Raw genomic sequence first — 24,571 nt, 5'->3', positions numbered from 1 at the left:
TTCCCAAAGATTCCCCCAATTCAATGCTTGATAATCTTTAACCTGTTTTTCCCATTTAAGTAGTTCTTGGAATTGTTCAAGCATTTTCAATCACCTCAGCTTCTACTCGTTGTTCCCGAATAAATTCAATGGCTGAAGTGACTTCATTCAGTTCGCCAGCTATATGAATAAATAATGTTCCATAAGATCCATTTTGGGTTTGTGAAATTTTTCCTTGTAAAATATTCACTTCAACTTTAAAGTCTCGGATTAAAGTAGTGATTAATGGTTTTTCTGCATCTTCCCCAACAAAAGTGAGTTGAACCACTTTTCCATTTGGATAATGTTCAAGCAAATGCTCAATCATTTCTTTTGTTTCCTCAGGCTCTGTCACTTGCTGTACGAAACGTTTTGTTATAGCGGCTTGAGGCTTTTTAAAGACATCCAATACTCGTCCTTGCTCGACAATCGCTCCATTTTCCATAACAGCAACACGGTGGCAGATTTTACGAATCACATGCATTTCATGGGTAATTAACACAATCGTTAATCCCAAACGTTCATTGATATCAACTAGTAATTCCAATATCGAGTCAGTCGTTTGGGGGTCTAGTGCAGATGTTGCTTCATCACAGAGCAAAACTTTCGGGTTATTAGCAAGTGCTCGGGCTATCCCGACCCTTTGCTTTTGACCACCACTGAGCTGTGAAGGATATGCATCTTCTCTTCCTTCTAAACCAACCAGCTTAATAAGCTCTGTAACACGTTCTTCCCGTTTAGCACTTGGAACTTTTGCAATTTCAAGTGGAAATGAAATGTTTTCTCTCACAGTTCGCGACCATAAAAGGTTAAAGTGCTGAAAGATCATGCTTATTTCTTGACGAGCGTTACGTAATGCTTTTCCTTTAATGGAGGTGATATCATGGCCGGCAACTGAAACCGTTCCTTCAGTCGGAGTTTCGAGTCCATTCAGCAAACGAATAAGCGAGCTTTTACCGGCACCACTGTACCCAATAATTCCAAAGATTTCACCTTCATTGATTTCCAAATCTACATTGTTAACGGCTGTAACGGAATTTGTTTTGGTTTTATATATCTTCTTAACATTTTTTAGTGTTATCACGTAGTTACACCTTCTATCCACAGAAAACTATGCTTAGTTTATGCGATATCGTAAATAATTAAAGCTGTAACAAAGAATCGGCAAATAAAATAAAAGCCTTTCTGCAAAAAAAGAGCAGAAAGGCCAAATTTAGTGATTCCTTCCTCTCATCTTCCAAAGCTTTTGCTTTGTGTGAATTGGCACCTTTTCAACGTAAGTTGACGGTTGCTGGGTTTCATCGGGCACATCCCTCCACCACTCTAAATAAGAGTAACTAGATTATTTACTTGTTTATCGTACTAAACACTCGAAAGTTATCTTATCACCTGGTTGGTAAGGTGTCAATGGAAAAAAGATGACGAATGTCCTAATTCTTACACAGTTGGCAATGGTAAAACTGAACTTGTTCCATTTGCAACTTTAATGGCTTGTTCTAAATCCTCTAAAATATCTTCAATATTTTCAATTCCAACAGATAAGCGAACTAAATCCTCACTAACACCAGACAATTTTAAATCTTCAGGACTTAATTGTTGGTGTGTTGTACTTGCTGGGTGAATGATTAAGCTTTTCGCGTCACCGACGTTTGCAACATGCGACCAAAGCTCAACATTATTAATTAGCTTCTCACCAGCTTCTCTTCCACCTTTAATACCAAATATAATGACTGAACCTGCACCTTTTGGTAGGTATTTATCAGCTAATTGTTTGTTAGGGTGATTGTCTTCACCTGGATACAATACCCATTCAACTCCAGGATGGTTTTTAAGATATGAAACAACCTTTTTCGTATTTGCAATATGCTCCTTCATACGAACGTGTAAAGTTTCAAGACCTAACGTAAATTGGAATGCATTATATGGGCTTAATGCCGGACCAATATCACGAAGAAGTTGAACTCTTGCTTTAATGATATAAGCAACAGGTCCTAACGCATCAGCATAGACTAAATCATGGTAGCTTGGATCTGGTGTTGTAAATCCAGGGAATTTTGGTGAATTCCAATCAAATTTACCACCATCAACAATAATTCCACCCATTGTTGTTCCATTACCTAACAACCATTTTGTAGCAGAATGAACAACAATGTCAGCCCCGTGCTCGATTGGGCGGCATAGATATGGCGTTGCGAATGTATTATCAATAATTAAAGGAATTCCTGCTTCATGAGCAATATTTGCTACAGCTTCAATATCGAGGATATCTAAGCTTGGGTTTCCGATTGTTTCGGCAAAGATTGCTTTTGTATTCGGAGTAATCGCTTGACGGAAGTTTTCCGGATTTGTTGGTTCTACCAAATGAGTCTTAATTCCATATTTAGGAAGTGTGTTAGCGAATAGATTATAAGTTCCACCATAAAGTGTAGAAGCAGATACAATCTCATCCCCTGCACCCGCAATATTCAAAATAGCTGTTGTAATCGCAGCCATACCACTTGAAACTGCTAACGCACCAACTCCACCCTCTAATTGTGCAACTCTTTCTTCAAAAACAGTTGTTGTTGGGTTATGGATACGAGTATAAATATAACCATTTTCCTTTAGACCAAATAGATTTGCTGCATGTTCGGTTGTATTAAATTTAAATGCATTTGATTGATAGATTGGTACTGCTCTTGCTCCTGTTACTGGATCTGCTTCAAGTCCTCCATGTACCGCAATTGTTTCTGGTCTATAATTCTTTTGTTTTTCACTCACTTGAATCTCTCCCTTTTTGTATATAATTAAAAACCCTCTTCGATAAGAAGAGGGTGTGTAATCGGTTCTCTTCTTATCTTTCAGACAAAAAAGTCTGATGGATTTAGCACCGTGTAAATTAACCGGTTGCCGGGCTTCATAGGGCCATTCCCTCCGCCACTCTTGATAAGATTAATATGAAATTTTAATACTTTAATTGAATACTATCATGCTAACTCTTTATCTATTATAAGTCAATAGGAATTTTTAGAAAAAATAAGCAATTTTAAATTCTGCGTTTATTTTATATTTCGGAACTCCTGGGAAATATGTCATGTCATGATATTTTTGCAAGTGGTTTTTCTTCATCACGAAAAGATTTTCTACTGAAAACAAATAGGAAATAAAGTGATCCAATTAAATACAAGACAGACGTGATTGTAAACACATAAGCATACCCCCAATATGCGCCATGCAGCATCACAATTGAGGTCGATACAGGTCCCATTAATGCCCACCCTAATGAAAATACCATTTGATTCACTGAATTAGCAAGACCCTTCATTGAATCATTTACACGTCCCATTACAAGTGATGCTTGGATTGGGTTACCCGCATTCATTAATGCTTGCCTAAATAAAAATGCGATAGCGGCTATATAAAGATTTTCAGTATACCCTGTGAGTAAAAGGAAAGGAAGCGATGATAATTGCAAATAAACGACTGCGCGAACCTCTCCCACCTTACTTACAATGTAGGGTCCAATAATCATCGCAATTGCTGTTGCTGCTTGCCCTAATGAGAGTATTAAACCTATTATCGTATTACTAGCTAGAAAGCGATCTGCAAAATACAAATTCAGGTATGGTATAACTAATCCAGAACCAAACCCGATAATCATCTGTGCAAAGGCAAACAGAGCAATAAGTTTAATTTGCGATTTATTTGTTTTTAATTTTTGACCAAAGGATTCTACTGGTTTAATCTCCGGTTGTCTCCGCTGTTCATTCATTTTAAGTATTGGTAGAATTCCTACAACATAGATTATCGTTGCAATTAAAAGCGTGATTCTTACGCTCCAAAGTCCACTTATATGAAATATAAATTGAAATGCATCAGACAATGCTCCACCTGCAATGTTTCCAACCACCTGGGCACCCATCATGATTGCTGAATGAAAGCTAAAGAGATGAACCCTTTGCTTAGCGGTTGAGTTTTCCGCAAGCCATGGGATACCAGAAACCTGAATAAAGGCCGTTGACAAACCAGTTAAAAATGCTGTCGCTACGAGTAGCTGTTCAACATCTAGGATACTTCTTGCAAAGAATGCGATTGTTGAAACAGCCATACCCAGCAACATCACTTTTTTTCTTCCAAATTTGTCACTCATAAGACCTGCGGGTACGAGAATAATGGCCGATGCCAAAGCAGTCATGGCAATGATTGTTCCATTAGTTTGCTCAGAATAGCCCAGTTCTCGAACATAGAAGTTATACATGATCGTGAACATACCCATGCCGAGCTGTGTAAAAATAGTCGTAAAAATAAATAGTTTAATATTTTGATTGTATGATTTGTATTGTGCTTTCCATCCAGTAACTATGCTGCTCATATGTGCTCCCTAAGTTCTATTTACTTCGATTCCCTAAATATCATACAACTTTTCACAAAAATTGCAATAAAAAAACAACGCTAAGGTAGCGTTGTTAGTGTTTTGATAGTATTTCAAGCAGATATGGAACCGAGTGGAAAGCATAGTATTTTTTTGTCACTTTCCCGTCTTTGAGATGCATTAAACAAGGGACACTCTCGATTTGCCATTCCATTGCTTTCCCGGGTAAATAATTGAGATCACTTTTTCCAATGTTTACATTAGTAAGTAATTCATCAACTACCGTGATCATTTTTGATGCCACTTGGCAGGTTCCGCACATCGGTGTATATAAATAAAGCCAAAACTCCTCCGCATCAGAGAGTTTGGTTTCAATTTCTTGTTCATTCCACTCTTTCATCTTTACTACAACCAACCCTTTACATCCTTAATTGCTTATTATTGTAGCATGATTTTTAGAAAGTATATATGATTCACACTTACTACAATAAAAATTCTGCATGAACATCTATGTTTGCCGAAAGAAGTACTGTTGCAATATGCTGTTCAGGGGCTGTCGCAACCTCGCGATATGTTTTATCGATAAACAAATGCCTTGCTTCAGGAAATTCACGTTTAAATTGTTTTCTTAGCTTATTACCGGCACTATCAGCATCCACTAAAATATATACATCTTTATTAAATAAACGTTCAATTAATTCATCAAGTTTCGAAATACTAATCGTTCCATTTGTACAAATGATTTCAACAGGTTCATTCACAACCGTTTCGACCTTCTTTTTGTCTGTTCTCCCCTCAACTATGATTACTTTGTCTATATCGTCAAAAGCCACCATTTTATCACCTGTCTTCGAGTTACATTATTATGCGCTTATACCAACTATTCGTTGTGTACAACCGCTTTTCCTTCATTTTATAGAGAAGATTATGGTTTGGTGAATTATTTACGCAGCTGAGTCAAAAAAAGGCAGTGGAAAAATCACCACTGCCACGCCCTTTATCCTTATTTATATGGTGTCCTAAACATTCATAACTAATCAAAAAAAGAACCATGAATAGGGAAACTTCCTACCATGGTTCATCAAGAGAAATTAGTCTTCTTTGATCATTTCTTCGTACTGCTCAGCTGTCATTAAGTTCTCTACATCTCCGGCATTTGCGGGTTCAACAACAATCATCCACGCTTTTTCATATGGAGATTCGTTTACGAATTCTGGGCTGTCATCAAGGTCTTCGTTAATCTCAACAACTTTACCACTTATTGGTGCATAAAGCTCAGATACAGTTTTTACAGACTCAACACTTCCGAATGGCTCGTCAGCTTGGATTTCGTCGCCAACCTCAGGAAGTTCAACGAATACGATATCACCTAATTCAGATTGTGCGAAATCTGTAATTCCGATACGTACTTTATTTCCTTCGACTTTCACCCATTCATGTTCTTCAGAATAACGTAATTCTTTAGGTGTGCTCATTTTGTACCCTCCATTTAATTCGAATTTATGAAATATGTTTTACTCATTTCGTTGAGTTTTCCCAACAAAATGTTTATGTAAAAGTCCTTAAAAAGGTCTTTCATCCGGGTTATTTTGCCCAAGTCTCTTCAAATTTCGCCTCATTAAATCCAACCGTGACCTTGTTCCCATCCGTAGTGAGCGGGCGCTTTATTAGCATTCCATCAGATGCAAGTAGCTCTAGCAATTCATCCTCAGAAGCAGAACTCACTTTATCCTTTAGCCCAAGTTCACGATATTTTTGACCACTTGTATTGAAGAATTTCTTTAACTCCAATCCACTCTTTTGATACATTTCTTTTAACTGCTCTTTGGATGGTGGATTTTCTACAATATGTATTTCCTCAAAGGCAACTTGATGTTCTTCCAGCCATTTTTTCGCTTTTCGACAGGTTCCACATTTCGGATACCAATAAAATGTTAATGTCATCTTCTCACCACCTTAATTAAAAAGCGCAAGCGCCTTGAATGGAACATCGACTAACTACTGCCACGTCCTGTGGCAAACGTCGAAGTCAGCACATCCTCGAAAATGCGGTGCATTTTCTTCGTGCGATGTTTATGCTGTCGAAGCCTTCCTTGTCCTGTGCAAGTCCGACAAGCATAAGAAAAGCCGGCGAGAATGATGCCTTTTATCATTCTTGACGGATTGGCTTATGAGCTCGAGGGGCTAGGCGCTGGAGCTAGCCTAGCCACATTGAATATTTTATCATATTCAATTTTGAATTAAAAATTATTCGATATTTCCATTGATTAATTTCGACTCAATTCCAGTTTATCCTGCAAAGAAAAGAAAAAACCTTCATTTTTCACATAAAAAAGCCCCCATGTAGATAGGAGCTTCTTCAGAAGAATTTTATTACACAGTGTATTTTTCTGCCTCGATTAGGGTTGCTGCAATTTCTCGTTTCTTCGCAATCACATTCACAGGAGTAAAGCGTGTTAACTTACGCAAAGCCGATATCATCATACGCAATACGTCGCCTTCCTCTGTTGCAACAAGTGTTTCTTTTGCATGTGCTTCAATTTCATTGAATGCTTCTTGAACAAATACTTGTGTGTAAAGGATCTTTTGCTGATTCCTATCTTCGCCTAATTTATTGATTGCTTTTTCAGTACGGAGAACAACTGATTCCATCGCATAAATATTTGCAGCGATATCTGCAATATTTGCTAGGATCTCTTGTTCTTTTTCTAGCTTTGGACCAAATTTTTGTGCAGCAAGACCCGCAATCATTAATCCAATCTTCTTCGCATTACGAACGAGGTATTTCTCTTGTTCAAGAACACCTTCACCCACCTCTTCAGGCATTAGCATCATAAGCTCTTCTTGAAGCTGAGTTGCTTTTTCAAGTAAAGGTAATTCTCCCTTTAATGCCTTACGAAGGAAGGTTCCGGGTACTAATAAGCGGTTGATCTCATTCGTTCCCTCGAAGATTCGGTTAATACGTGAATCACGATATGCTCTTTCAATTTCATATTCCTGCATAAAACCGTATCCACCATGGATTTGAACCCCTTCATCCACTACATAGTCCAATACCTCTGTGTTAAAGAATTTATTGATGGAGCACTCAATTGCATATTCGGCAATTGACTTAGCTACTTCCTTACCATTTTTCACTTCTTCTTCTGATAATTGACCCATACGGTCCTCAAAATATCCAACCGTACGGTACACGCTAGATTCAGCAGCATAAATTTTTGTTGCCATGTTCGCCAATTTTTCTTGGATTAAACCAAATTTTGAAATTGGCGTTTTGAATTGCTGACGTTGATTGGCGTATTTAACCGCAAGTTCGAATGCACTCTTGGCTCCACCAACCGCACCAACACCTAGCTTATAACGGCCAATGTTTAAAATATTAAATGCGATAACGTGCCCTCTACCAACTTCTCCTAAAAGATTTTCGAACGGTACATGGGCATCTTCAAGAATTAATGTACGGGTAGATGAGCTTTTGATTCCCATTTTCTTTTCTTCTGCACCTGTAGAAACTCCTGGATACTCGCGTTCAACAATGAATGCAGAGAATTTATCGCCATCAATTTTTGCATATACAATAAATACATCAGCAAAACCTGCGTTTGTAATCCATTGCTTTTCACCATTTAGGACATAATGTGTTCCTTCTGCATTTAATTTAGCAGTGGTCTTTGCACCTAGTGCATCAGATCCTGAACCAGGCTCTGTTAAGGCATATGCTGCCAGCAACTCACCTGTTGCTAATTTAGGAAGGTATTTTTGCTTTTGCTCTTCATTACCAAAAAGAACAATTGGAAGAGATCCAATTCCAACATGTGCTCCGTGAGAAATGGAGAAGCCACCTGCTCTTGCCATTTTTTCAGCTATTAATGCGGAGCTTACTTTGTCTAGTCCTAGACCACCATACTCCTCTGGCACGTCTACACCTAAAAGTCCAAGATCTCCTGCGCTTTTTAGTAATTTAACAGAACGATCAAACTCATGGTTTTCAAGATGTTCAACCTGAGGCAGAACCTCATTCGCTATATAGTCCTCAGTTGTTTTTGCAATCATTTTATGCTCGTCTGTGTAATCTTCCGGTGTAAAGACACGGTCTGCTTCAAGGTCTTCGATTAAAAATCCTCCACCTAGAACGACTTTATCAGTTGCATTTGACATATTGTTTCCCCCTAAAAATAGTTTTATCAAAGGCTAACCTTTTGGCTAGCCATAAATTTTAAGCCAGTAATTCAAATACCCCAGCTGCTCCCATTCCGCCACCGATGCACATTGTTACAACACCAAATTGTACGTTGCGACGCTTCATTTCATGCATTAATGTAAGTGTTAATTTCGCTCCCGTACAACCAAGTGGATGCCCTAGTGCAATTGCGCCACCGTTTACATTTACTTTTTCTTCATCAAGACCAAGCTCACGAATAACTTGAAGTGATTGAGATGCAAAGGCCTCATTTAATTCAAATAAGCCAATATCAGAAAGCTCCAGACCTGCCATTTTGAGCGCTTTTGGAATGGCTGCTACTGGACCGATTCCCATTACTTCAGGTGGTACCCCTGCTACAGCAAACGATCTAAATTTCACGAATGGTGTTAATCCTAAGCTAGTCGCTTTTTCACGATCCATCACCATGACTGCTGCTGCACCATCACTCGTTTGTGATGCATTACCTGCAGTAACTGAACCAGTCACTGAAAATGCTGGTCTTAATTTTGCTAATACTTCAAGATTCGTATCTTCACGTACCCCTTCATCCTGTGAGAATTGAACATGCTTTTCTACCAATTTATGATTGGATTCAACTTGTCGAAGAGTAACGTCCACTGGAACAATCTCATCTACAAATTTACCTGCCTTAATAGCAGCTGCCGCTTTTTGGTGACTTCTTACTGCAAAAGCATCTTGGTCTTCACGGCTAACACCATACTTGACTGCAACTTGTTCAGCAGTGTGACCCATCCCCATATAGTATTCAGGTGCTGTTTCAGCAAGCTTTGCATTAGGGCGAACCACATGACCCATCATTGGGACTAAACTCATCGACTCTGCTCCACCCGCAATAGCCGTATCCGAGTGACCCAGCATAATTTTTTCTGCAGCATAGGCAATTGATTGAAGTCCTGAAGAACAATAACGATTCACAGTGATTGCTGGAACTGTATGCGGTAGTCCTGCTAAGGCTCCAATATTTCGTGCCATATTTAAGCCTTGTTCTGCCTCAGGCATGGCACATCCTATGATTAAATCATCAATATTTCCTTCATAATTCCCTGCACGCCTTAATGTTTCTTTGACAACTAATGCTCCTAAATCATCTGGTCTTACGTTTGCAAGGGTTCCTTTTTTCGCTTTTCCAACCGGGGTTCTCGCTCCGGCAACGATGACTGCTTCTCTCAATACATTCCCTCCTAACTTTTTAACCGCAGCAGGAGATTGAAGATTTCAATCTCCTTCAAGCATGTATGTTTAGTTACGTAACGGTTTTCCTTTTACTAGCATGTGTTGCATTCTTTGCTGTGTCTTTGGTTCACCAACAAGGCTTAGGAATGCTTCACGTTCTAAGTCAAGTAAGTATTGCTCATCAACCTCGGTACCATATGGAACATTACCACCTGCTATAACCCATGCAAGCTTCTTCGCAATCTTAAGATCATGGTCTGAAATATAGCCTGAATATTTCATTGCTTGTGCACCTAAAAGGAGAGTTGCATAGCCTGTTTCACCAACCACTGGTACTTTCTTACGCACTGGAGCCTTATAGCCTTGTGCGGATAATGCTAATACAGATTGTTTTGCATCATAGATAAGGTGATCACTGTTAATGGTGATACCGTCTTCTTTTGTTAAGAAGTTATTTGTTCGAGCTTCTTCAGCTGAAGTAGAAACCTTTGCCATTGCGATTGTTTCGAATACTTTATTTGCAACATTTTGAAGGTTAACTTCTACTCCTGTAGGCATTCCTTGAAGATGGTTGATATAAAGTTCCTTGTTACCACCACCACCAGGAATCACACCAACACCTACTTCAACTAGCCCCATGTACGTTTCGCTTGAGGCTTGAATTTTCGCCGCCGGTAAACAGATTTCTGCTCCTCCACCAAGGGTCATACCAAATGGTGCTACCACTACCGGCTTTTCACTATATTTGATATTCATCATCGCTTGTTGGAAATTACGTACAACAAGGTCAATATCATAAAAATTATCATCCTGTGCTTCCATTAAGATCATCGCAAGGTTTGCACCAACACAGAAGTTTTTCGCCTGGTTTCCGATGACTAAGCCTTTATAGTTTTTCGCCACTTCTTCTATGGAGTAATTGATCATCTGAATAATATCGAAACCAATTGCATTATTGGGTGATGTGAATTCTAATAAGGCGACATCATCACCTAAATCTATTAAACTAGCCCCACTGTTTTTCTTAATGACGCCATTTGTTTCTTTCAGTTTTTTAATATGAATATTTTTCGGATTCACCTTAATGGCTTTGTATTCCCCATTTTGATAATAAGAAACAGTACCATTTTCTGTTTTATAGAAGGATGTATTTCCGTTTGAGAGCATTTCTTTAATCCATGCTGGTACTTCAACACCATCTGCTTCCATTTTAGCAACAGATTTTTCGAGACCGATTGCATCCCACATTTCAAATGGACCTAATTGCCAGCCGAAGCCCCATTTCATTGCCTCATCAATGGCGACAATATCGTCTGCGATTTCGCCTAGAAGATTCGCAGAATAGATGAGAGCCGGACTTGTAATATTCCATAAAAGCTTTCCAGCACGATCTTCTGCATATAGAAGGGTTTTAATCTTATTCGCTGTACCTTTGACTTGTTTAATGGATGCAGTGACTGGCGTTTGAAGCTTCTTGCGCTCTTGGTATTCAAGTGTTTCAGGGTTTAATTCAAGAATTTCCTTGCCTTTTTTCAAGAAGAACCCTTGACCGGTTTTACTTCCAAGCCATCCTTTTTCCTGCATTGCTTTCATGAAATCAGGAACATTGAAAACATCTTTTTCTTCACCTTCAACTTGCTCGTAAACATTATTTGCAACGTGGATAAATGTATCAAGTCCCACAACATCAAGAGTGCGGAAGGTTGCACTCTTCGGCCGGCCAATCATTGGACCTGTGACGGAGTCTACTTCACCGATGCTGTATCCACCTTTAAGCATTTCACGAACGGTTACAAGCAAGCCATATGTGCCAATTCGGTTTGCGATGAAATTAGGTGTATCCTTCGCTTCAACGACACCTTTACCGAGTACATCCTCACCAAAACTTTTCATAAAAGAAAGTACTTCTGGGCTTGTGTTTTTTGTCGGAATCACTTCAAGCAATTTTAAATAACGCGGTGGGTTGAAGAAGTGTGTTCCTAAAAAGTGCTTTTGAAAATCTTCTGAACGTCCTTCAGCCATTGCTTCAACCGAAATACCAGATGTATTGGAGCTTACAATGCTTCCTGGTTTTCTTACCTCGTCGATTTGGCTAAAGACCTTTTTCTTAACGTCAAGGTTTTCAACAACCACTTCAATAATCCAATCCACTTCTGCAAGCTTTGCCAAATCATCTTCAATGTTCCCAGTTGAAATAAGAGCGATGTTTTCCTTGGAGGTTAGCGGTGCCGGCTTTTGTTTTAGCAGCTTTTGGACAGCTATATTACTTAATCGATTTCGAACTTCTTTACTCTCGAGTGTAAGCCCTTTCTTTTCTTCCACTTCTAAAAGTTCACGAGGAACAATATCTAATAGTAAGGTAGGTATTCCGATGTTTGCTAAGTGTGCAGCTATACCTGAGCCCATAACCCCCGAACCAAGTACTGCAGCTCTTTTAATGCTTTGGATCATTCACATTTTCCCCCTTCGATTCGATTTGAATGAATACTCATTCATTTTTGCTTCAAAAAAAATATTCCTAATCAATTACACCCGGTGGAATTTAGCATAACCAATAAGAATGAGTTTCTTTATATCTAAATATAAATCAATATTTAAATTTTCGCAATATATTCACGAAACAATTTTTCTTTTATTTTCTTCTTCGCATTGAAATAGGAGTATCAGGTGATTCTAAAAGATGGAGGTGACAATCAAATGGCGAAAGTTGATAAAAATCCATCAAAACGGGCTGTGAGTGCAGCTAGTGTAAAAGGAAATGCAGGACCTGATTCCAGAAAAAAATTCGGGAAAACTGGGTCCACCAACCAGCAATACGGTGCGCATAATACGGGCGGAGAAGAATAATTAAATGGGGCTGTTATGGCACAGCCCCTTAATCAACAACCTACTTCCCAAACACGCCTTTCAATACAAATGCAACATTTGCTGGACGTTCGGCAAGGCGTCTCATGAAATAACCATACCAATCGGTTCCATACGGAACATACACGCGCATCGTATAACCTTCTTTAACAAGCTCCTCATGACGTTCCGTACGTATTCCGTACAGCATTTGGAATTCAAATTGATCGTGGCTGATATTGTGTTCCTTCACTAAATCCTTCGTATATTGAATGATCGCCTCATCATGTGAAGCAACGGCTGTATAGTTTCCATTTAACAAATGCATTTTTATAATTTTTTTAAAGTTCTCATCCACATCCTTCTTTTCAGGGAATGCCACTTCAGGAGACTCCTTATAGGCACCCTTTACTAGGCGAAGATTTGGGTGATACTCATTTAAATCCTCAATATCTTTGACAGTACGGTATAAATAGGCTTGAATAACCGTTCCTACATTATCGTAGTTTTTTCGAAGCTCTTTAAAAATCTCGATTGTCTTTTCGCACCTTGTGAAATCCTCCATATCAATTGTTACGAAGACATCGTTTTCCTTTGCAGCATCCAGAATTCTGCGCATATTATATATCACAACCTCATCTGAAATATCCAATCCCATTGAGGTCATTTTTAAAGAAAGCTGTGCATTTAATTTCTCTCGACCAATTGCTCTTATTGCCTCGATTGAGCCTTCAGCCATTTGATTAGCTTCCTCCACACTATCGACAAATTCCCCCAGATAATCGATGGTAACCGCAAGGCCCTTTGCGTTAAGCTCTTTGATTTTCTCAACCGCTAAATGAATTGTTTCTCCAGCGACAAACCTTGCGGCACCAAAGCGTAAGCCATATTTTCTCGCTACCTTTGTAAACGCTTTATTTTTCGATAAAAATAAAAAGAAATTTCGTAAAACTTGTTCCATTCCAAGTTCCCCCTCGAAACGTTCTCTAGTTGCAATCTATTAATCTCTTAATTTCACATATAGTTTATCACGATTATTTTGCTTTGAATATACTACTAAAAAAAATTCGCTAAACGCTTACATTAAGTATTGTATGCTATGCATACAAAAACGTTTTATTGGCAACCTAATACTGAAAAAATTAGATAAGGAGGTTTTTAAATATGCAACAACAGCAACCACAACAGCAATCTTTTTATACACCAAAGGGACCACAAATGCCAGAAGCACCAGCAGTTATCACTTCAAAGGATCTGCTGTATTTAACCGATATGATGTCATGGAACCTTTTGGCCTTAAAAAAGGCACACTTCTATGCGGGTCAATGCCAGATGCCTGAAATCTCACAAGCGCTAGAAAAAGCATGCCAAATGCATGAGCGCCACTACCGTCAGATTTTAGATCATATGCAAAAGCATACAGGGCAACAGCCACAGCAACCGAGTCAAAGTCAAATTCAAAGCCAGCAAATGCAATAAAAAGGGGGCTACATAATGAATCAGCAAATGAATCAGCAGATGAATCAAAATCAAAGTCAAAACCAAGTGAAAAACCCAAAAACGACTGTTCCAAAAACGCCACAAATGAACGACCGTGATTTTATCAACGATATGTTAGCAACAGAAAAATACATGACATCGGCTTATACGACGGCTTTACATGAGATGAGTCATGACGGATTATATGAGGATATCCATTCCATTTTTAATGAAACACTGGATTGTCAACGAGACCTTTATAATCTCATGTTTAAAAATGGATGGTATAAGCTAGAGGAAGCAGAAACACAAAAGGTTCAACAAAAGCTACAGCAGTTTTATAATTATACAACTACACAATTTCCAAACCACATTCAATAGGAAAAGTGCAAGGCGCCCTGAAATGAGGAACATCGACTAATTACCGCCACGTCCTGTGGCAAACATCGATGTCAGCACCTCCTCGAAAATGCATTGCATTTTCTTCGTGCGATGTTTATGCTGTCGAAGCCTTCCTTGTCCTGTGCAAGTCAAGCATAAGACGAGCGCTGACAGAAGGTGCATTTTACCTTCCGAAGCAATTGGCTTATGACCCGAGAGCCGATGGCGCCTGGATCTAGACATAGGAAAAAAGAGATGAAGCCCTCTAAAGGTGCCTCATCTCTTACTTTTTGCGTGAACGATGTTCCTCATTTAACTTTTTTATATCAGCAATGATTTCCTTGATCCCTTCTTTTGCATCTGGGTACGTTTCGTTCCAGTGCTTCGCAAGAGGTGGCATTGATTTTGAAATATGCATATAGAGCGACCAAAGTTTTACTTTTTCCTTTAATTCCGGTGAACTTTCTCCAAGCAAAAGCTCTGTATATTTTTCTAGCAATCCATCAATTTGCTCTTCTATTTTTTGATTCATCATTCTTATCTCCTATTTTACAATTTAGTGGACATGTTTTGCAGCGGTCTTCGGTGCTCGTAGTTTTATAGTAAAGACAACATGTTTTCCTTGTTCGGATGTTTTGGTCGTACTCTGGGCGATATACCTTTACACCAAAGTAACGTGATAAAGGGTTGTATGGAATCTGACCGAAAAGTTCCCCATCTGCTTTCTTCACGAGGTACTCGAAGTCTTTCTGGATGTTATTTCGTTTAACATCAAATTTTGATTTTGCCAACACAGATTCATAGAGCCAATACACATAAATCGCAATATTTTCCCAAAGGACTTTTTTCGATAGACCTGAATGTTTTGTAAGGGTCATTAAGACTTCATGGATATGATCATGAAAAATGGCACGAATAGTTTCGTCTCGCCATTCATCTCGAGAATCGGAAGGTGCAGTCACGGTCTGAAGATCAGAGAAATAAAACTTCGGATTCCAATACCAGATTTTCTCTTCATCACTTGTTTCTAATGAAATGTTAGACAAGGACACATTTAATCGTTTGTTTAAAATCGTCATTGCATACAAATTAAGGACTGCGAAAAATCCATAACGTTTCATGAACATCGATGCCGCCACTCGCTTATCTGGTGCTGAAATTCTATCCCCGACATTCTCCAAATACAGCTTCATTTTCTCTTCTTCAAAAAGCTCTGAAACCGGACTTGATAAACTTGATGGAATTTGCCTATCACTAAAACGAAATTCCTTTAATTCTTCGATTTCCGTTTCCAAAAGGTGGTTTGACATCGTTATACTCCTATCTTATTTAATCAAATTCGCCTGGCGTATTTGCTTCTCGATTTTTCATGCCCACACGAGGTGGGTCACAAAGACGATGACATCAGGATGTGGCGGTCTTAGTCTTTGATCTTACGCCTCGAAAAATTTCCTTTGAAAAATAGTGGCATCCGCCAGAGGCTTTAACTATATTCAGCACTTCTGCTGAATATAGTTAATCCGTCTTCCCTTGCCGTGCGGGATACATAAAGGTGTTCCGAACAACGGATCTACGGTAATTTCACAATTCATTCCAAATACATCTTTTACTAGACTGTTATTAACGACAAGTTCAGGTTTTCCCTGCCCGTAGATTTGTTTGTCCTTAATCGCTACAATATGATGCGCATAACGGCAAGCTAAATTTATATCATGTAAAACCATGATGATGGTTCGTTTTTCAGTTTCATTTAGCTCAAATAAAAGGTCGAGAATCTCAATTTGATGTGTCATATCAAGATAGGTGGTTGGTTCATCAAGTAAAATAATATCGGTTTGTTGGGCAAGTGTCATCGCAATCCAAGCACGTTGGCGTTGTCCCCCTGAGAGTGAATCGACTGTCCGTTCTGCAAAATCAGTCATATTTGTGGCCTCTAATGCATGTTTGACCGTTTTTTCATCTTCTTCAGTCCATTGCTTGAGCCAGTTTTGGTAAGGGTAACGACCTTGTTTGACCAACTGAAGGACAGTCAAGCCTTCAGGGGCAGTTGGTCCTTGTGGAAGAATAGCAAGCTTTCTCGCTACTTCTTTTGTTGGAAGCTTTGCAATAGCCTCGCCTTCTAGGAAAATAACTCCCTGTTTTGGTTTTAGAAGTCTTGCTAAGGAACGAAGCAATGTTGATTTTCCACATCCATTTCCACCGATAAAAACAGTGATTTCCCCTTTTGGGATTTCAAGATGCAAATCTTCGATGATAATCGAATCCCCATATGATAAAGTTAAGCCCTCAGTTTCCAATGCATTCATCAAGTACGCCCCCTTTCAAATCATATGTTTTGAATCCGTAGCTATAAAAATGGACTTAGCCTCGGCGATGTTCTCTAGCGGTTTCTACTCTTGTAGAGCAAATAGATAAAATATGGTGCTCCAATTGCAGCGGTAAATACGCCAGCTGGAACTTCGGTTGGTGAAAAGACAGTTCTACCAATTAAATCAGCTAGCATTACGAGAATTCCCCCTAACAGGGCCGCAGTTGGTAGCAATGCCCCAAATGCTGAGCCCACCAATCTCCGTGCCATATGGGGTGCCATCAAGCCAACAAATCCAATCCCACCAGCAAACGCAACGGCACTACCTGTTAGTGCTGTACTTGCTAGTAATAATAGAAATCTTTGCTTCTGAACAGCACTTCCAACACCAGTTGCAAGTTCTTCTCCTAGCTCCTGAATGTTTAAGTTTCGTGCGAGCATAAAGCAGATGATTAATAACATAATGACAACAGGACTTAGGATTTGTACATTTGCCCATGTTGAGCCATTAACAGTCCCGGTAATCCAAATATTTGCCTGACTTGCTTGATAAATCGGCCCCATTACCATAAATGTGGTTGTTAGGGCTTGCGTGAGGGCAGAAACCCCGATCCCTATTAAAACGAGACGAATAGGTGAAACTCCATTTTTCCAAGCCAATAGATACACTAAAAAGGCAACAACCGTTGCACCAATAAATGCAGCAACTGGCATCCATTTAATACTAACCGTTAAGGCATTACTTGAATTTGAAAAAAAGGCTAAAAAGGCAACAACCGCGACAGATGCACCACCTGTAATCCCTAAAATATCTGGTGAGGCAAGTGGATTACGAATAATTCCTTGTAGAATACTTCCTGCAGCCGCTAATGCCATCCCTACTAAAAAGGCAATGATAATTCGCGGTAAACGAAACGATGTGACGACCAATTGCTCCATTCGCGTTCCATATCCAAAGAGTGTTTTTACAACCGTAACTGGGTCAATCTTCATTTCACCAAGCCCAGTACTTACTAAAAACAAGATAAGTGCTATTGCTACTAAAATGAAAAACGTGACAAGTGCTTTATTATCAATTAAAAAAGAGATATTTCCCTTTTTCCCAATCCGAAAAGATTTATATTTGTTCATGCTTTGCGAAACCCCTTTCTCGCCACATAAATAAAGAAAGGTGTTCCAATTAATGCAGTCATAACACCTACAGGTACTTCTTCTGGCATGACAATATACCGGGCGGAGATATCGGCTAATAATAGTAAAACACCGCCAAGAATCCCGCTAAATGGAAGAATCCAGCGATGGTCAACGCCAACTAAAGCTCGTGATAAGTGTGGAATGACAATGCCGATAAACCCAATAGGTCCGGCAACTGCCACTGCCCCACCAGCTAATAGAATAATCGTAATAGCTGTTATAAGTTTAACTGTCCCTGTTCGCTGCCCTAGTCCTTTTGCAACATCTTCACCCATCGTTAAGATATTAATTTTACCTGCTAATAGAAGTGAAGCAATCCATGCAGCCCCCAAATATGGAAGGACACTTGCAAGCATTTCCAGCTTTCTTCCTTGAATTGAGCCTGCGAGCCAGAATAATACTTGGTCAAGCGCCATCTCATCAATGACAAGTAAACCCTGTGTGAACGAGGAAAACATGGCTGCTATTGCTGCACCTGCTAATGTTAATTTCATTGGGGTGAGGCCTTCCCGACCGAGTGACCCGATAAAATAAACGATGAATGCTGCAATTGCAGCCCCTAAAAAAGCAACCCAGGTAAAGGCTTGTAAAGAATTAATCGAGAATATGGAAACAGCGGCCACAATAAAAAAACCCGCTCCTGCATTAATCCCAAAAATTCCTGGTGATGCCAAAGGATTCTTCGTTAAAGCTTGCATGAGTGCTCCTGCTATTCCCAAACTTGCTCCAACGGCAGCAGCAATAAGTGCACGCGGTAGTCGAATCGTTTCAATAATGATATGTTCATTTGAGCCATTATAAGCTGTAAATGTTTCGTAAGCCATTTTCCAAGAGGTATCCGTGTACCCATAAACAATGCTTGCGCATATCGATAACAGCAATACTAAAATTCCGATAACAAGCCCTGCAAATTTAGCTTGATTTGATTTCAAAACCATCTATTAAAACTCCTTGTTTATTCGAAAAGCGCAAGGCGCCCTGTTTGAGGAACATCGACTAACTACCGCCACGTCCTGTGGGAACGTCGATGTCAGCACTTCCTCGAAAATGCTATGCATTTTCTTCGTGCGAGGATTATGCTTCGAAGCTTTCCTTGTCCTGTGCAAGTCAAACATAAGACGAGCGCTATCAGAAGGTGCTTTTTACCTTCCGAAGCGATTGGCTTAGACCCGAGAGCCGATGGCGCCTGTAGCTAGACATATTGAGAAAGTCATGTATGACTTTGGTTAAACATGTTTATGTTAATATTAGGTGTTTTTTGTTTTGCTATACATTTTCCTTGTCTTTCTATTGCATGACAGATAGACAATGAAAACAGGTACTTAGTTCTCTTTTAGTCTATTGGAAATGAGAATGATTGTCAACGGAATGAAAATCATTCTCAATTTAGTATTGACTAAAGATTCAAATCACATTATCATTTTAAATAGTAAATGAAAATCATTATCAATTAACAGGAGGATACATAATGAATGATAGAAAAAAAACGTATCTTGGATTTCTTACGCTGGCTATCTTTTCACTCATATTGTCTGCTTGTGGAGCCGCAGATAATACCGATAAGAATGAGGCAGTAGAAAGTCCGAATACATACACAGTGGAACATGCAATGGGTACAACACCAATTAACAAGGATCCTAAGCGAATTGTCGTTTTAACTAACGAAGGAACGGAAGCCTTGTTAGCAATGGGAGTTAAACCTGTAGGCGCGGTTCGTTCTTGGATTGGTGACCCATGGTATGCACATATCGAGGATCAAATGGAAGGTGTAGAGGTTGTTGGTGAAGAAAGCAATGTTAACATTGAAGCCATTGCTGCCCTTGAGCCAGATTTGATTATCGGCAACAAAATGCGTCAAGAAAAAATTTATGAGCAACTAAAAGCGATTGCACCTACTGTATTTGCAGAGGATTTACGTGGTGATTGGCAAAAGAATTTTACTCTTTATTCAAAAGCAATTAATAAAGAAGAAGAAGGTAAAAAGGTATTAGCCGAGTTTGAGGATCATGTAAATAAAATAAAAGAGAACATCAATACCGATACGGAAGTGTCAGTTATCCGTTTTATGGAAGGCAGAACTCGGATTTATTATACGGACTCCTTCTCAGGGGTTATTTTTGAAAAATTAGGCTTAAAGCGCCCAGAGCAACAGGTGGAATTATTCGCCCAAGACAAAAATGATCAATTTGCCCGCGAAGTTGATCAAGAGAAAATTCCGTTGATGGATGGAGATGTTATTTTCTATTTCACCTATGAAACTGGAAATGGCGAAGCAACAAAGGTGGAGGAAGAATGGATTAATAATCCGTTATGGAAAGGGTTAAGTGCAGTGAAGGAAGGCAACGTTCATAAGGTAAGTGACCCGATTTGGAACACTGCAGGTGGCGTACTAGCAGCAAACCTCATGTTAGATGATATTGAAAAGTACTTAGCTAAGTAAGAAAATAGCTCCCACGAATTGCAGTGGGAGCCTTTGTTTTTATTTTGCTCTTAGTTTATCTAAAATCATCTGTGCCTCATATCCATCCTTAAATGTATATAGACTGCTTTCTTTACCGCCGATTGCAGCAACGAGATGATTAATGAGTGTTGAAGTCTCTTCCTGTTCAATTTCAATTGGCAGAATCTCCTCACCTAGCTTACCACCTTCGAGTTTACCCCAATCTACTAGTGACAGGGTCCCGTCAGTCCCATAAGCTGTGTAAGCAATTCGCTCAATTCCGGCAATTTGACTGATTCCATTAACTAAAAATGGAATTCCATTTGTTAATTCTAAAGAAGCAATAACACCCGTTTCACATTTGGTCGTGTCCTCAGGAAGCTCTAACCGGCTATTTAAATGCGTAATTGAACCAAAGATACGTTGGGTTAATTGAATAAAATGAACCCCTACCTCCAATACAAAACCACCTTGTTCACGACCTGCCACCCAATCATTCTGCTGCCATAGACGTGGCCAATTAGGGAAATTCATGGATAATTCAAGTTTACGTAATTTTCCTATGTATCCTTCTTTAATCAACTTTTCAAACGTATTTGCAGGGCTACTATAGTTAAGTGGGAAATTCATTGCATGTATAATTCCCGCTTGCTCAGCTTTTTCGAACATTTCCTTAGCCTCTTCAACCGAATTCGCAAGGGGTTTTTCACACAACACATGCATTCCCTTTTCAATGACATCCATTGTAACAGCGTGATGATATTTAGGTGGGACAGCTACATAGACAAGGTCCAACTTCTCATTTGCAAGCATGTCCTTGTGGTTATCGTACCAATTGATCCCACCAAGCTTATCCGCCATTCTTAAGGCACGCTCTTTATCTGTATCAACGACTGCTTGAACTTTCGTATTATTATTTGCATTAATGCCCTGGATGAGTCTTTCACCAATGGCCCCTAGACCGATTACTCCAATTTTTACTTGTTTCAATTGTATCTCTCCTCCCCATTCCCTATTATAGTTTCAACCCAACAAAATCGTCTATAACGTCTCATAAAAAATAGCCCCTCGTAATTAAGAAAGGGGCATTCATTTTTATAAAAATGATTTTATATCATATACCTGACCATTGATTAGTTCTTGGTTAAAGATGAGGTCTAGGATAACTCCCGCAACAAAATCAGGCGTTCTTAGCATCCCCTTCTCTTTGAATTCAATGAACTGCTCAACTTCTGTGAAATCCTCTATCTTTGTTTTTCGGATTACCTCTTGCATTTCCGTATCCATGACACCAGGTGAAAATGAAATCATTGTGACGGGATTTTCAACTGTTTCCTGTTCAAAGGCAACTGATTTTGTGAACATATCGATTCCAGCTTTAGACGAAGAGTATGCAGTCCATCCATGTCTGGCACGGTTTGCAGCACCTGATGAGATATTCACAATCACCTTTTTTGTTGCAAACTCTGCCGTATGGCGAATAAAATACGAGCTTAACAGCATTGGCGCCAACAGGTTAACATGAACATTTTCCGTTAGTTCTCTTGGACTCGCCTTTCCAATTGGTTTAATTGGATCAATCATTCCAGCATTATTCACTAAGTAAATTCCTTCTGCATTTGAAAAATCAATGGATGAAAAAATTCGTTCCATCACTTTTTCAATTTCTTCTGTCTTTTGGAGATCACAAGAAAAATAATAAAGATTGATTCCTTTTTCAAATGCTAGTTCTTTTAGTTCATTATTTTGCTTTCTTGAAATACAAAATAAGGTGTGATTCTTGTCCAAAATTTGTTTTACAATGGATTCTCCTAATCCCCTAGATGTTCCAGTAATAATAAAATATTTCAAGTAAGACACTCCTATTAGACTTTTATCTTTTCTACCCTTTACAAAAGTATATCATACCCTATTGAACACTGGTTGATAGGATTAAAGCAAGTAAATTGCCCTTTTCTTTTTGTTACCATATTAATCAGTAATACCCGTCTCGGTTAGTACAACCTTTGAATGAACGGCTATTTCTATATTAGGATAATCCGACTTCCATTTTTCAAAATCTACACCCCGAGTTGAATGTCTGGCAATGTATCCTATCCCAACTGGGTCAATATTTTTATCTTGAAAATCCTTTAACATTCCTTCTGATTTTTCTTTAATTGTGTTTTCGAGTTCATTAATTATTTTATGAATGGTTTTTGAAGTAAGTTTTTGCCCAGAAAACTCACTTAAAATCCCTTGAAGGGTAATCGTAATGTTTACCTTCGGATCCCCATGTAAATCCTCTATCTCTATTTTTCTTTTTGTTTTGATTCTCTTGATGGATGCATATTCATCTGTTCCTTTTAATCGTATAGTATAAGATCCCTCGCCGTAATTTTCGACCATCCCCTTAAAGAAGAACATTTCAGGTTCATCCAGTATAGACACCATTTTTCCATCCTGAAACAGTCCAAGACCAGTAAGCTCCATTTTATCACCAACCATTTTTAAAATTGGAAGATAGGGATCCATCCCTACCATAAAATGTCTATACATAAAGGTATGAAGGTCTGACCTTGGCAAATCTCTTTGCTTGGTATGATGTTGTAACATGATTGAAAGGTATTCTCCTGTACCCCTGTTACCTAAATTTTTTTCTAATACATCCCTTGTCTTTCCTTCTATAATAGCTAAATTAATTTTCGACCCGATACTTGCATCACGTTGAAGGGCGTCGATATACCGTAAAATTCCGTTTTTTGCAAGCTCATCCTCGTATATGACAACACGTATTGCACCAGTTACTAAAGGGTCAGCTGATTTTTTTTGTAATTCATTAATGATTTCTTTAGCTAATACAGATTCTCCAGTAAAACTAGTATTATCGATGCTTTTATCCGCATTAAAAACGGGAATGACAGCTGTTCCTTTAATTTTTTGACCCTCAGCACGATCAAACCCAACAGCTGCCACCATATTAATTTCATCAATAATTTCTTCTGTTATCCTACCGTAAATAATTGTTACTACAATAATGACTACTAGCGCAATTCCTATTAGAGTTTTTTTCATTTTTTCTCCCTCAGTTTACGAATGACTAATGTGAGCACAAAGAGGATTGGAATATAAGCAAAAATAAAATAGAAACCAAACTTTGACATGTAATTATTTAGCACATCTATATGATGACGAGTTTTAAATAAACCACTTACCACTAAAACCACTGGTAAAATAAAAAGGACTGCTTTTCGTTGTTGCACTGAAAACACCTTTTTGAATCCCCTGCTTGCTCCCCAGATTGCTATACAAATATTAGGAAGGACGATAAGAAACCATGATGCTATTCCGATATATTCAAAACGTTCAACAAATGGCATGATGATTACTTTAAACATGGTTAGAGTTGGCCAGATGATTTTATCAAGCTGGTCTGAACTGTAAAACATAATTGCTGTTAATGCAGCTAATAAGTATAAAACCGTAGTTGCTAGGACTCCAAGATGAGCCCATTTTTGTGACTTTGCTGGATGTTTAATAAAAGGATAAAATATCAAAAGCGTTTCAAATCCCATAATACTAAGAGTCATATCCTTTGTAGATTGGGCAATTTCTGATAACGAATGATTCATGATTGGCACTAAATTTCGGATATTGGCATATTCCAACGGATAAAATACTAAAAAAATGATATAAACCGGCAGGACAATACTAAAAAAACTGATACCCGTTACCGTTCTAAAACCACCAAGGATAATATAGTATGTGAGAACCATTGTAAAAAAACCAAAAACCCAGCCATTAAATTCCGGAAACATCCATACTTGAACAACCTCGATATAAGTGCGTAATACCGTTATTGCCATTGCCATTAGGTAGACTATAAATAATAGGCTAAAAAAACTGCCTATCCACTTCCCAAAAACCTCTTTATGAACTTCGATTATGTCCCCCTTTGAATCATTTAAGATTTTATACATTATCCACACAATAATGTGTACAGCTACTCCCGCCAGAATGACGGAAATCCAACTGTCATACCCTGCTGATTTTGCAATGATCCGTTGGAAACCAAGCAACCCCACCCCTACTTGCATGGAATGAATTAAGAAAAATACAAAAATAGGAGAAACTAAAAATGATTCTTTGACCCTTTCCATCACTGCAACTCCTTGGTTT

24 protein-coding genes and 2 riboswitches are annotated in these 24,571 nt (G+C 38.7%); of the genes, 4 read left to right on the top strand and 20 right to left on the bottom strand.

Annotated features, from left to right (window positions below; translation table 11 throughout):
- Window positions 1-76 precede the first annotated feature (76 nt).
- From V7112_RS18600 to V7112_RS18555, 10 genes are all read right to left on the bottom strand, one after another.
- On the bottom strand, window positions 77-1,102 hold the full coding sequence (locus V7112_RS18600) for a methionine ABC transporter ATP-binding protein (RefSeq protein WP_335422622.1): 1,026 nt from the start codon (window positions 1,100-1,102) through the stop codon (window positions 77-79).
- A gap of 143 nt (window positions 1,103-1,245) precedes the next feature.
- Window positions 1,246-1,352: riboswitch (SAM riboswitch) on the bottom strand.
- A 103-nt stretch (window positions 1,353-1,455) separates the two neighbouring features.
- Window positions 1,456-2,778: an O-acetylhomoserine aminocarboxypropyltransferase/cysteine synthase family protein gene (locus tag V7112_RS18595; protein ID WP_335422620.1), complete on the bottom strand. Its 1,323-nt coding sequence runs from the start codon at window positions 2,776-2,778 to the stop codon at window positions 1,456-1,458.
- A 70-nt stretch (window positions 2,779-2,848) separates the two neighbouring features.
- Window positions 2,849-2,950: riboswitch (SAM riboswitch) on the bottom strand.
- Between the two features lie 144 nt (window positions 2,951-3,094).
- The gene (locus tag V7112_RS18590) at window positions 3,095-4,369 is read right to left on the bottom strand and encodes an MFS transporter (protein ID WP_335422618.1); all 1,275 of its coding nucleotides are present in this window, start codon (window positions 4,367-4,369) and stop codon (window positions 3,095-3,097) included.
- Between the two features lie 94 nt (window positions 4,370-4,463).
- Window positions 4,464-4,784, bottom strand: a complete 321-nt coding sequence (locus V7112_RS18585; RefSeq protein ID WP_335422616.1) for a thioredoxin family protein — start codon at window positions 4,782-4,784, stop codon at window positions 4,464-4,466.
- Between the two features lie 67 nt (window positions 4,785-4,851).
- A complete protein-coding gene (locus tag V7112_RS18580; protein WP_335422614.1) occupies window positions 4,852-5,205 on the bottom strand; it encodes a toprim domain-containing protein in 354 nt (117 codons plus the stop codon).
- 255 nt (window positions 5,206-5,460) lie between these two features.
- Complete coding sequence (gcvH, locus tag V7112_RS18575; protein WP_335422612.1) at window positions 5,461-5,844, bottom strand: glycine cleavage system protein GcvH; 384 nt, start codon at window positions 5,842-5,844, stop codon at window positions 5,461-5,463.
- Window positions 5,845-5,953: 109 nt separating this feature from the next.
- Window positions 5,954-6,313, bottom strand: coding sequence for an arsenate reductase family protein (locus tag V7112_RS18570; RefSeq protein WP_335422610.1), 360 nt, complete (start codon window positions 6,311-6,313; stop codon window positions 5,954-5,956).
- 429 nt (window positions 6,314-6,742) lie between these two features.
- The gene (locus V7112_RS18565; RefSeq protein WP_335422609.1) at window positions 6,743-8,527 is read right to left on the bottom strand and encodes an acyl-CoA dehydrogenase family protein; all 1,785 of its coding nucleotides are present in this window, start codon (window positions 8,525-8,527) and stop codon (window positions 6,743-6,745) included.
- Between the two features lie 58 nt (window positions 8,528-8,585).
- Entirely contained in the window at window positions 8,586-9,764 is a 1,179-nt protein-coding gene (locus V7112_RS18560) for an acetyl-CoA C-acetyltransferase (RefSeq protein ID WP_335422607.1), read from the bottom strand.
- Between the two features lie 69 nt (window positions 9,765-9,833).
- The gene (locus V7112_RS18555) at window positions 9,834-12,218 is read right to left on the bottom strand and encodes a 3-hydroxyacyl-CoA dehydrogenase NAD-binding domain-containing protein (protein ID WP_335422604.1); all 2,385 of its coding nucleotides are present in this window, start codon (window positions 12,216-12,218) and stop codon (window positions 9,834-9,836) included.
- 246 nt (window positions 12,219-12,464) lie between these two features.
- Between V7112_RS18555 and V7112_RS18550 the strand changes: the two genes are divergently transcribed.
- Entirely contained in the window at window positions 12,465-12,614 is a 150-nt protein-coding gene (locus tag V7112_RS18550) for a YuzL family protein (RefSeq protein WP_335422810.1), read from the top strand.
- 40 nt (window positions 12,615-12,654) lie between these two features.
- Here V7112_RS18550 and V7112_RS18545 read toward each other — a convergent pair whose 3' ends face one another.
- The gene (locus V7112_RS18545) at window positions 12,655-13,572 is read right to left on the bottom strand and encodes a proline dehydrogenase (protein WP_335422602.1); all 918 of its coding nucleotides are present in this window, start codon (window positions 13,570-13,572) and stop codon (window positions 12,655-12,657) included.
- Between the two features lie 203 nt (window positions 13,573-13,775).
- On the opposite strand from V7112_RS18545, the gene V7112_RS18540 reads away from it, so the two are divergent.
- A complete protein-coding gene (locus V7112_RS18540) occupies window positions 13,776-14,090 on the top strand; it encodes a hypothetical protein (protein WP_335422600.1) in 315 nt (104 codons plus the stop codon).
- A 15-nt stretch (window positions 14,091-14,105) separates the two neighbouring features.
- Entirely contained in the window at window positions 14,106-14,471 is a 366-nt protein-coding gene (locus tag V7112_RS18535; protein WP_335422598.1) for a spore coat protein, read from the top strand.
- A 283-nt stretch (window positions 14,472-14,754) separates the two neighbouring features.
- Here V7112_RS18535 and V7112_RS18530 read toward each other — a convergent pair whose 3' ends face one another.
- From V7112_RS18530 to V7112_RS18510, 5 genes are all read right to left on the bottom strand, one after another.
- Entirely contained in the window at window positions 14,755-15,003 is a 249-nt protein-coding gene (locus V7112_RS18530) for a YusU family protein (RefSeq protein ID WP_335422596.1), read from the bottom strand.
- Window positions 14,975-15,781, bottom strand: coding sequence for an IucA/IucC family C-terminal-domain containing protein (locus V7112_RS18525; RefSeq protein ID WP_335422593.1), 807 nt, complete (start codon window positions 15,779-15,781; stop codon window positions 14,975-14,977). The genes V7112_RS18530 and V7112_RS18525 overlap by 29 nt, the downstream gene beginning before the upstream one ends.
- 183 nt (window positions 15,782-15,964) lie before the next feature.
- On the bottom strand, window positions 15,965-16,777 hold the full coding sequence (locus tag V7112_RS18520) for an ABC transporter ATP-binding protein (RefSeq protein WP_335422591.1): 813 nt from the start codon (window positions 16,775-16,777) through the stop codon (window positions 15,965-15,967).
- 74 nt (window positions 16,778-16,851) lie between these two features.
- Window positions 16,852-17,910 (bottom strand): FecCD family ABC transporter permease, encoded by a 1,059-nt coding sequence (locus tag V7112_RS18515; RefSeq protein WP_335422589.1) that lies wholly within the window; start codon window positions 17,908-17,910, stop codon window positions 16,852-16,854.
- On the bottom strand, window positions 17,907-18,911 hold the full coding sequence (locus tag V7112_RS18510; RefSeq protein ID WP_335422587.1) for a FecCD family ABC transporter permease: 1,005 nt from the start codon (window positions 18,909-18,911) through the stop codon (window positions 17,907-17,909). The genes V7112_RS18515 and V7112_RS18510 overlap by 4 nt, the downstream gene beginning before the upstream one ends.
- A gap of 530 nt (window positions 18,912-19,441) precedes the next feature.
- Here V7112_RS18510 and V7112_RS18505 point away from each other — a divergent pair.
- The gene (locus tag V7112_RS18505) at window positions 19,442-20,413 is read left to right on the top strand and encodes an ABC transporter substrate-binding protein (protein WP_335422584.1); all 972 of its coding nucleotides are present in this window, start codon (window positions 19,442-19,444) and stop codon (window positions 20,411-20,413) included.
- A 39-nt stretch (window positions 20,414-20,452) separates the two neighbouring features.
- On the opposite strand, the gene V7112_RS18500 is transcribed toward V7112_RS18505, so the two are convergent.
- The 4 genes from V7112_RS18500 to V7112_RS18485 all read right to left on the bottom strand — a co-directional run bounded on the left by V7112_RS18500 (window position 20,453) and on the right by V7112_RS18485 (window position 24,552).
- Window positions 20,453-21,403 (bottom strand): Gfo/Idh/MocA family protein, encoded by a 951-nt coding sequence (locus tag V7112_RS18500; protein ID WP_335422582.1) that lies wholly within the window; start codon window positions 21,401-21,403, stop codon window positions 20,453-20,455.
- A gap of 105 nt (window positions 21,404-21,508) precedes the next feature.
- On the bottom strand, window positions 21,509-22,264 hold the full coding sequence (locus V7112_RS18495; protein ID WP_335422580.1) for a (S)-benzoin forming benzil reductase: 756 nt from the start codon (window positions 22,262-22,264) through the stop codon (window positions 21,509-21,511).
- Window positions 22,265-22,384: 120 nt separating this feature from the next.
- On the bottom strand, window positions 22,385-23,467 hold the full coding sequence (locus V7112_RS18490; protein ID WP_335422577.1) for a Ger(x)C family spore germination protein: 1,083 nt from the start codon (window positions 23,465-23,467) through the stop codon (window positions 22,385-22,387).
- Window positions 23,464-24,552, bottom strand: coding sequence for a GerAB/ArcD/ProY family transporter (locus V7112_RS18485; RefSeq protein WP_335422575.1), 1,089 nt, complete (start codon window positions 24,550-24,552; stop codon window positions 23,464-23,466). The genes V7112_RS18490 and V7112_RS18485 overlap by 4 nt, the downstream gene beginning before the upstream one ends.
- Window positions 24,553-24,571 lie beyond the last annotated feature (19 nt).

The sequence above is a fragment of the Bacillus sp. JJ1566 genome, assembly GCF_036962685.1.
Classification (GTDB): domain Bacteria; phylum Bacillota; class Bacilli; order Bacillales; family Bacillaceae_L; genus Ferdinandcohnia.
This window is presented reverse-complemented; position numbering and strand designations above follow the sequence as displayed.

What these genes read in the sequence shown, in the direction of transcription:
- V7112_RS18590 (WP_335422618.1), bottom strand. Translation starts at nt 4,369, where the DNA reads ATGAGCAGCATAGTTACTGGATGGAAAGCACAATACAAATCATACAAT.
- V7112_RS18580 (WP_335422614.1), bottom strand. Translation starts at nt 5,205, where the DNA reads ATGGTGGCTTTTGACGATATAGACAAAGTAATCATAGTTGAGGGGAGA.
- gcvH (WP_335422612.1), bottom strand. Translation starts at nt 5,844, where the DNA reads ATGAGCACACCTAAAGAATTACGTTATTCTGAAGAACATGAATGGGTG.
- V7112_RS18570 (WP_335422610.1), bottom strand. Translation starts at nt 6,313, where the DNA reads ATGACATTAACATTTTATTGGTATCCGAAATGTGGAACCTGTCGAAAA.
- V7112_RS18565 (WP_335422609.1), bottom strand. Translation starts at nt 8,527, where the DNA reads ATGTCAAATGCAACTGATAAAGTCGTTCTAGGTGGAGGATTTTTAATC.
- V7112_RS18555 (WP_335422604.1), bottom strand. Translation starts at nt 12,218, where the DNA reads ATGATCCAAAGCATTAAAAGAGCTGCAGTACTTGGTTCGGGGGTTATG.
- V7112_RS18550 (WP_335422810.1), top strand. Translation starts at nt 12,465, where the DNA reads ATGGCGAAAGTTGATAAAAATCCATCAAAACGGGCTGTGAGTGCAGCT.
- V7112_RS18545 (WP_335422602.1), bottom strand. Translation starts at nt 13,572, where the DNA reads ATGGAACAAGTTTTACGAAATTTCTTTTTATTTTTATCGAAAAATAAA.
- V7112_RS18540 (WP_335422600.1), top strand. Translation starts at nt 13,776, where the DNA reads ATGCAACAACAGCAACCACAACAGCAATCTTTTTATACACCAAAGGGA.
- V7112_RS18535 (WP_335422598.1), top strand. Translation starts at nt 14,106, where the DNA reads ATGAATCAGCAAATGAATCAGCAGATGAATCAAAATCAAAGTCAAAAC.
- V7112_RS18530 (WP_335422596.1), bottom strand. Translation starts at nt 15,003, where the DNA reads ATGAATCAAAAAATAGAAGAGCAAATTGATGGATTGCTAGAAAAATAT.
- V7112_RS18525 (WP_335422593.1), bottom strand. Translation starts at nt 15,781, where the DNA reads ATGTCAAACCACCTTTTGGAAACGGAAATCGAAGAATTAAAGGAATTT.
- V7112_RS18520 (WP_335422591.1), bottom strand. Translation starts at nt 16,777, where the DNA reads ATGAATGCATTGGAAACTGAGGGCTTAACTTTATCATATGGGGATTCG.
- V7112_RS18515 (WP_335422589.1), bottom strand. Translation starts at nt 17,910, where the DNA reads ATGAACAAATATAAATCTTTTCGGATTGGGAAAAAGGGAAATATCTCT.
- V7112_RS18510 (WP_335422587.1), bottom strand. Translation starts at nt 18,911, where the DNA reads ATGGTTTTGAAATCAAATCAAGCTAAATTTGCAGGGCTTGTTATCGGA.
- V7112_RS18505 (WP_335422584.1), top strand. Translation starts at nt 19,442, where the DNA reads ATGAATGATAGAAAAAAAACGTATCTTGGATTTCTTACGCTGGCTATC.
- V7112_RS18490 (WP_335422577.1), bottom strand. Translation starts at nt 23,467, where the DNA reads ATGAAAAAAACTCTAATAGGAATTGCGCTAGTAGTCATTATTGTAGTA.
- V7112_RS18485 (WP_335422575.1), bottom strand. Translation starts at nt 24,552, where the DNA reads ATGGAAAGGGTCAAAGAATCATTTTTAGTTTCTCCTATTTTTGTATTT.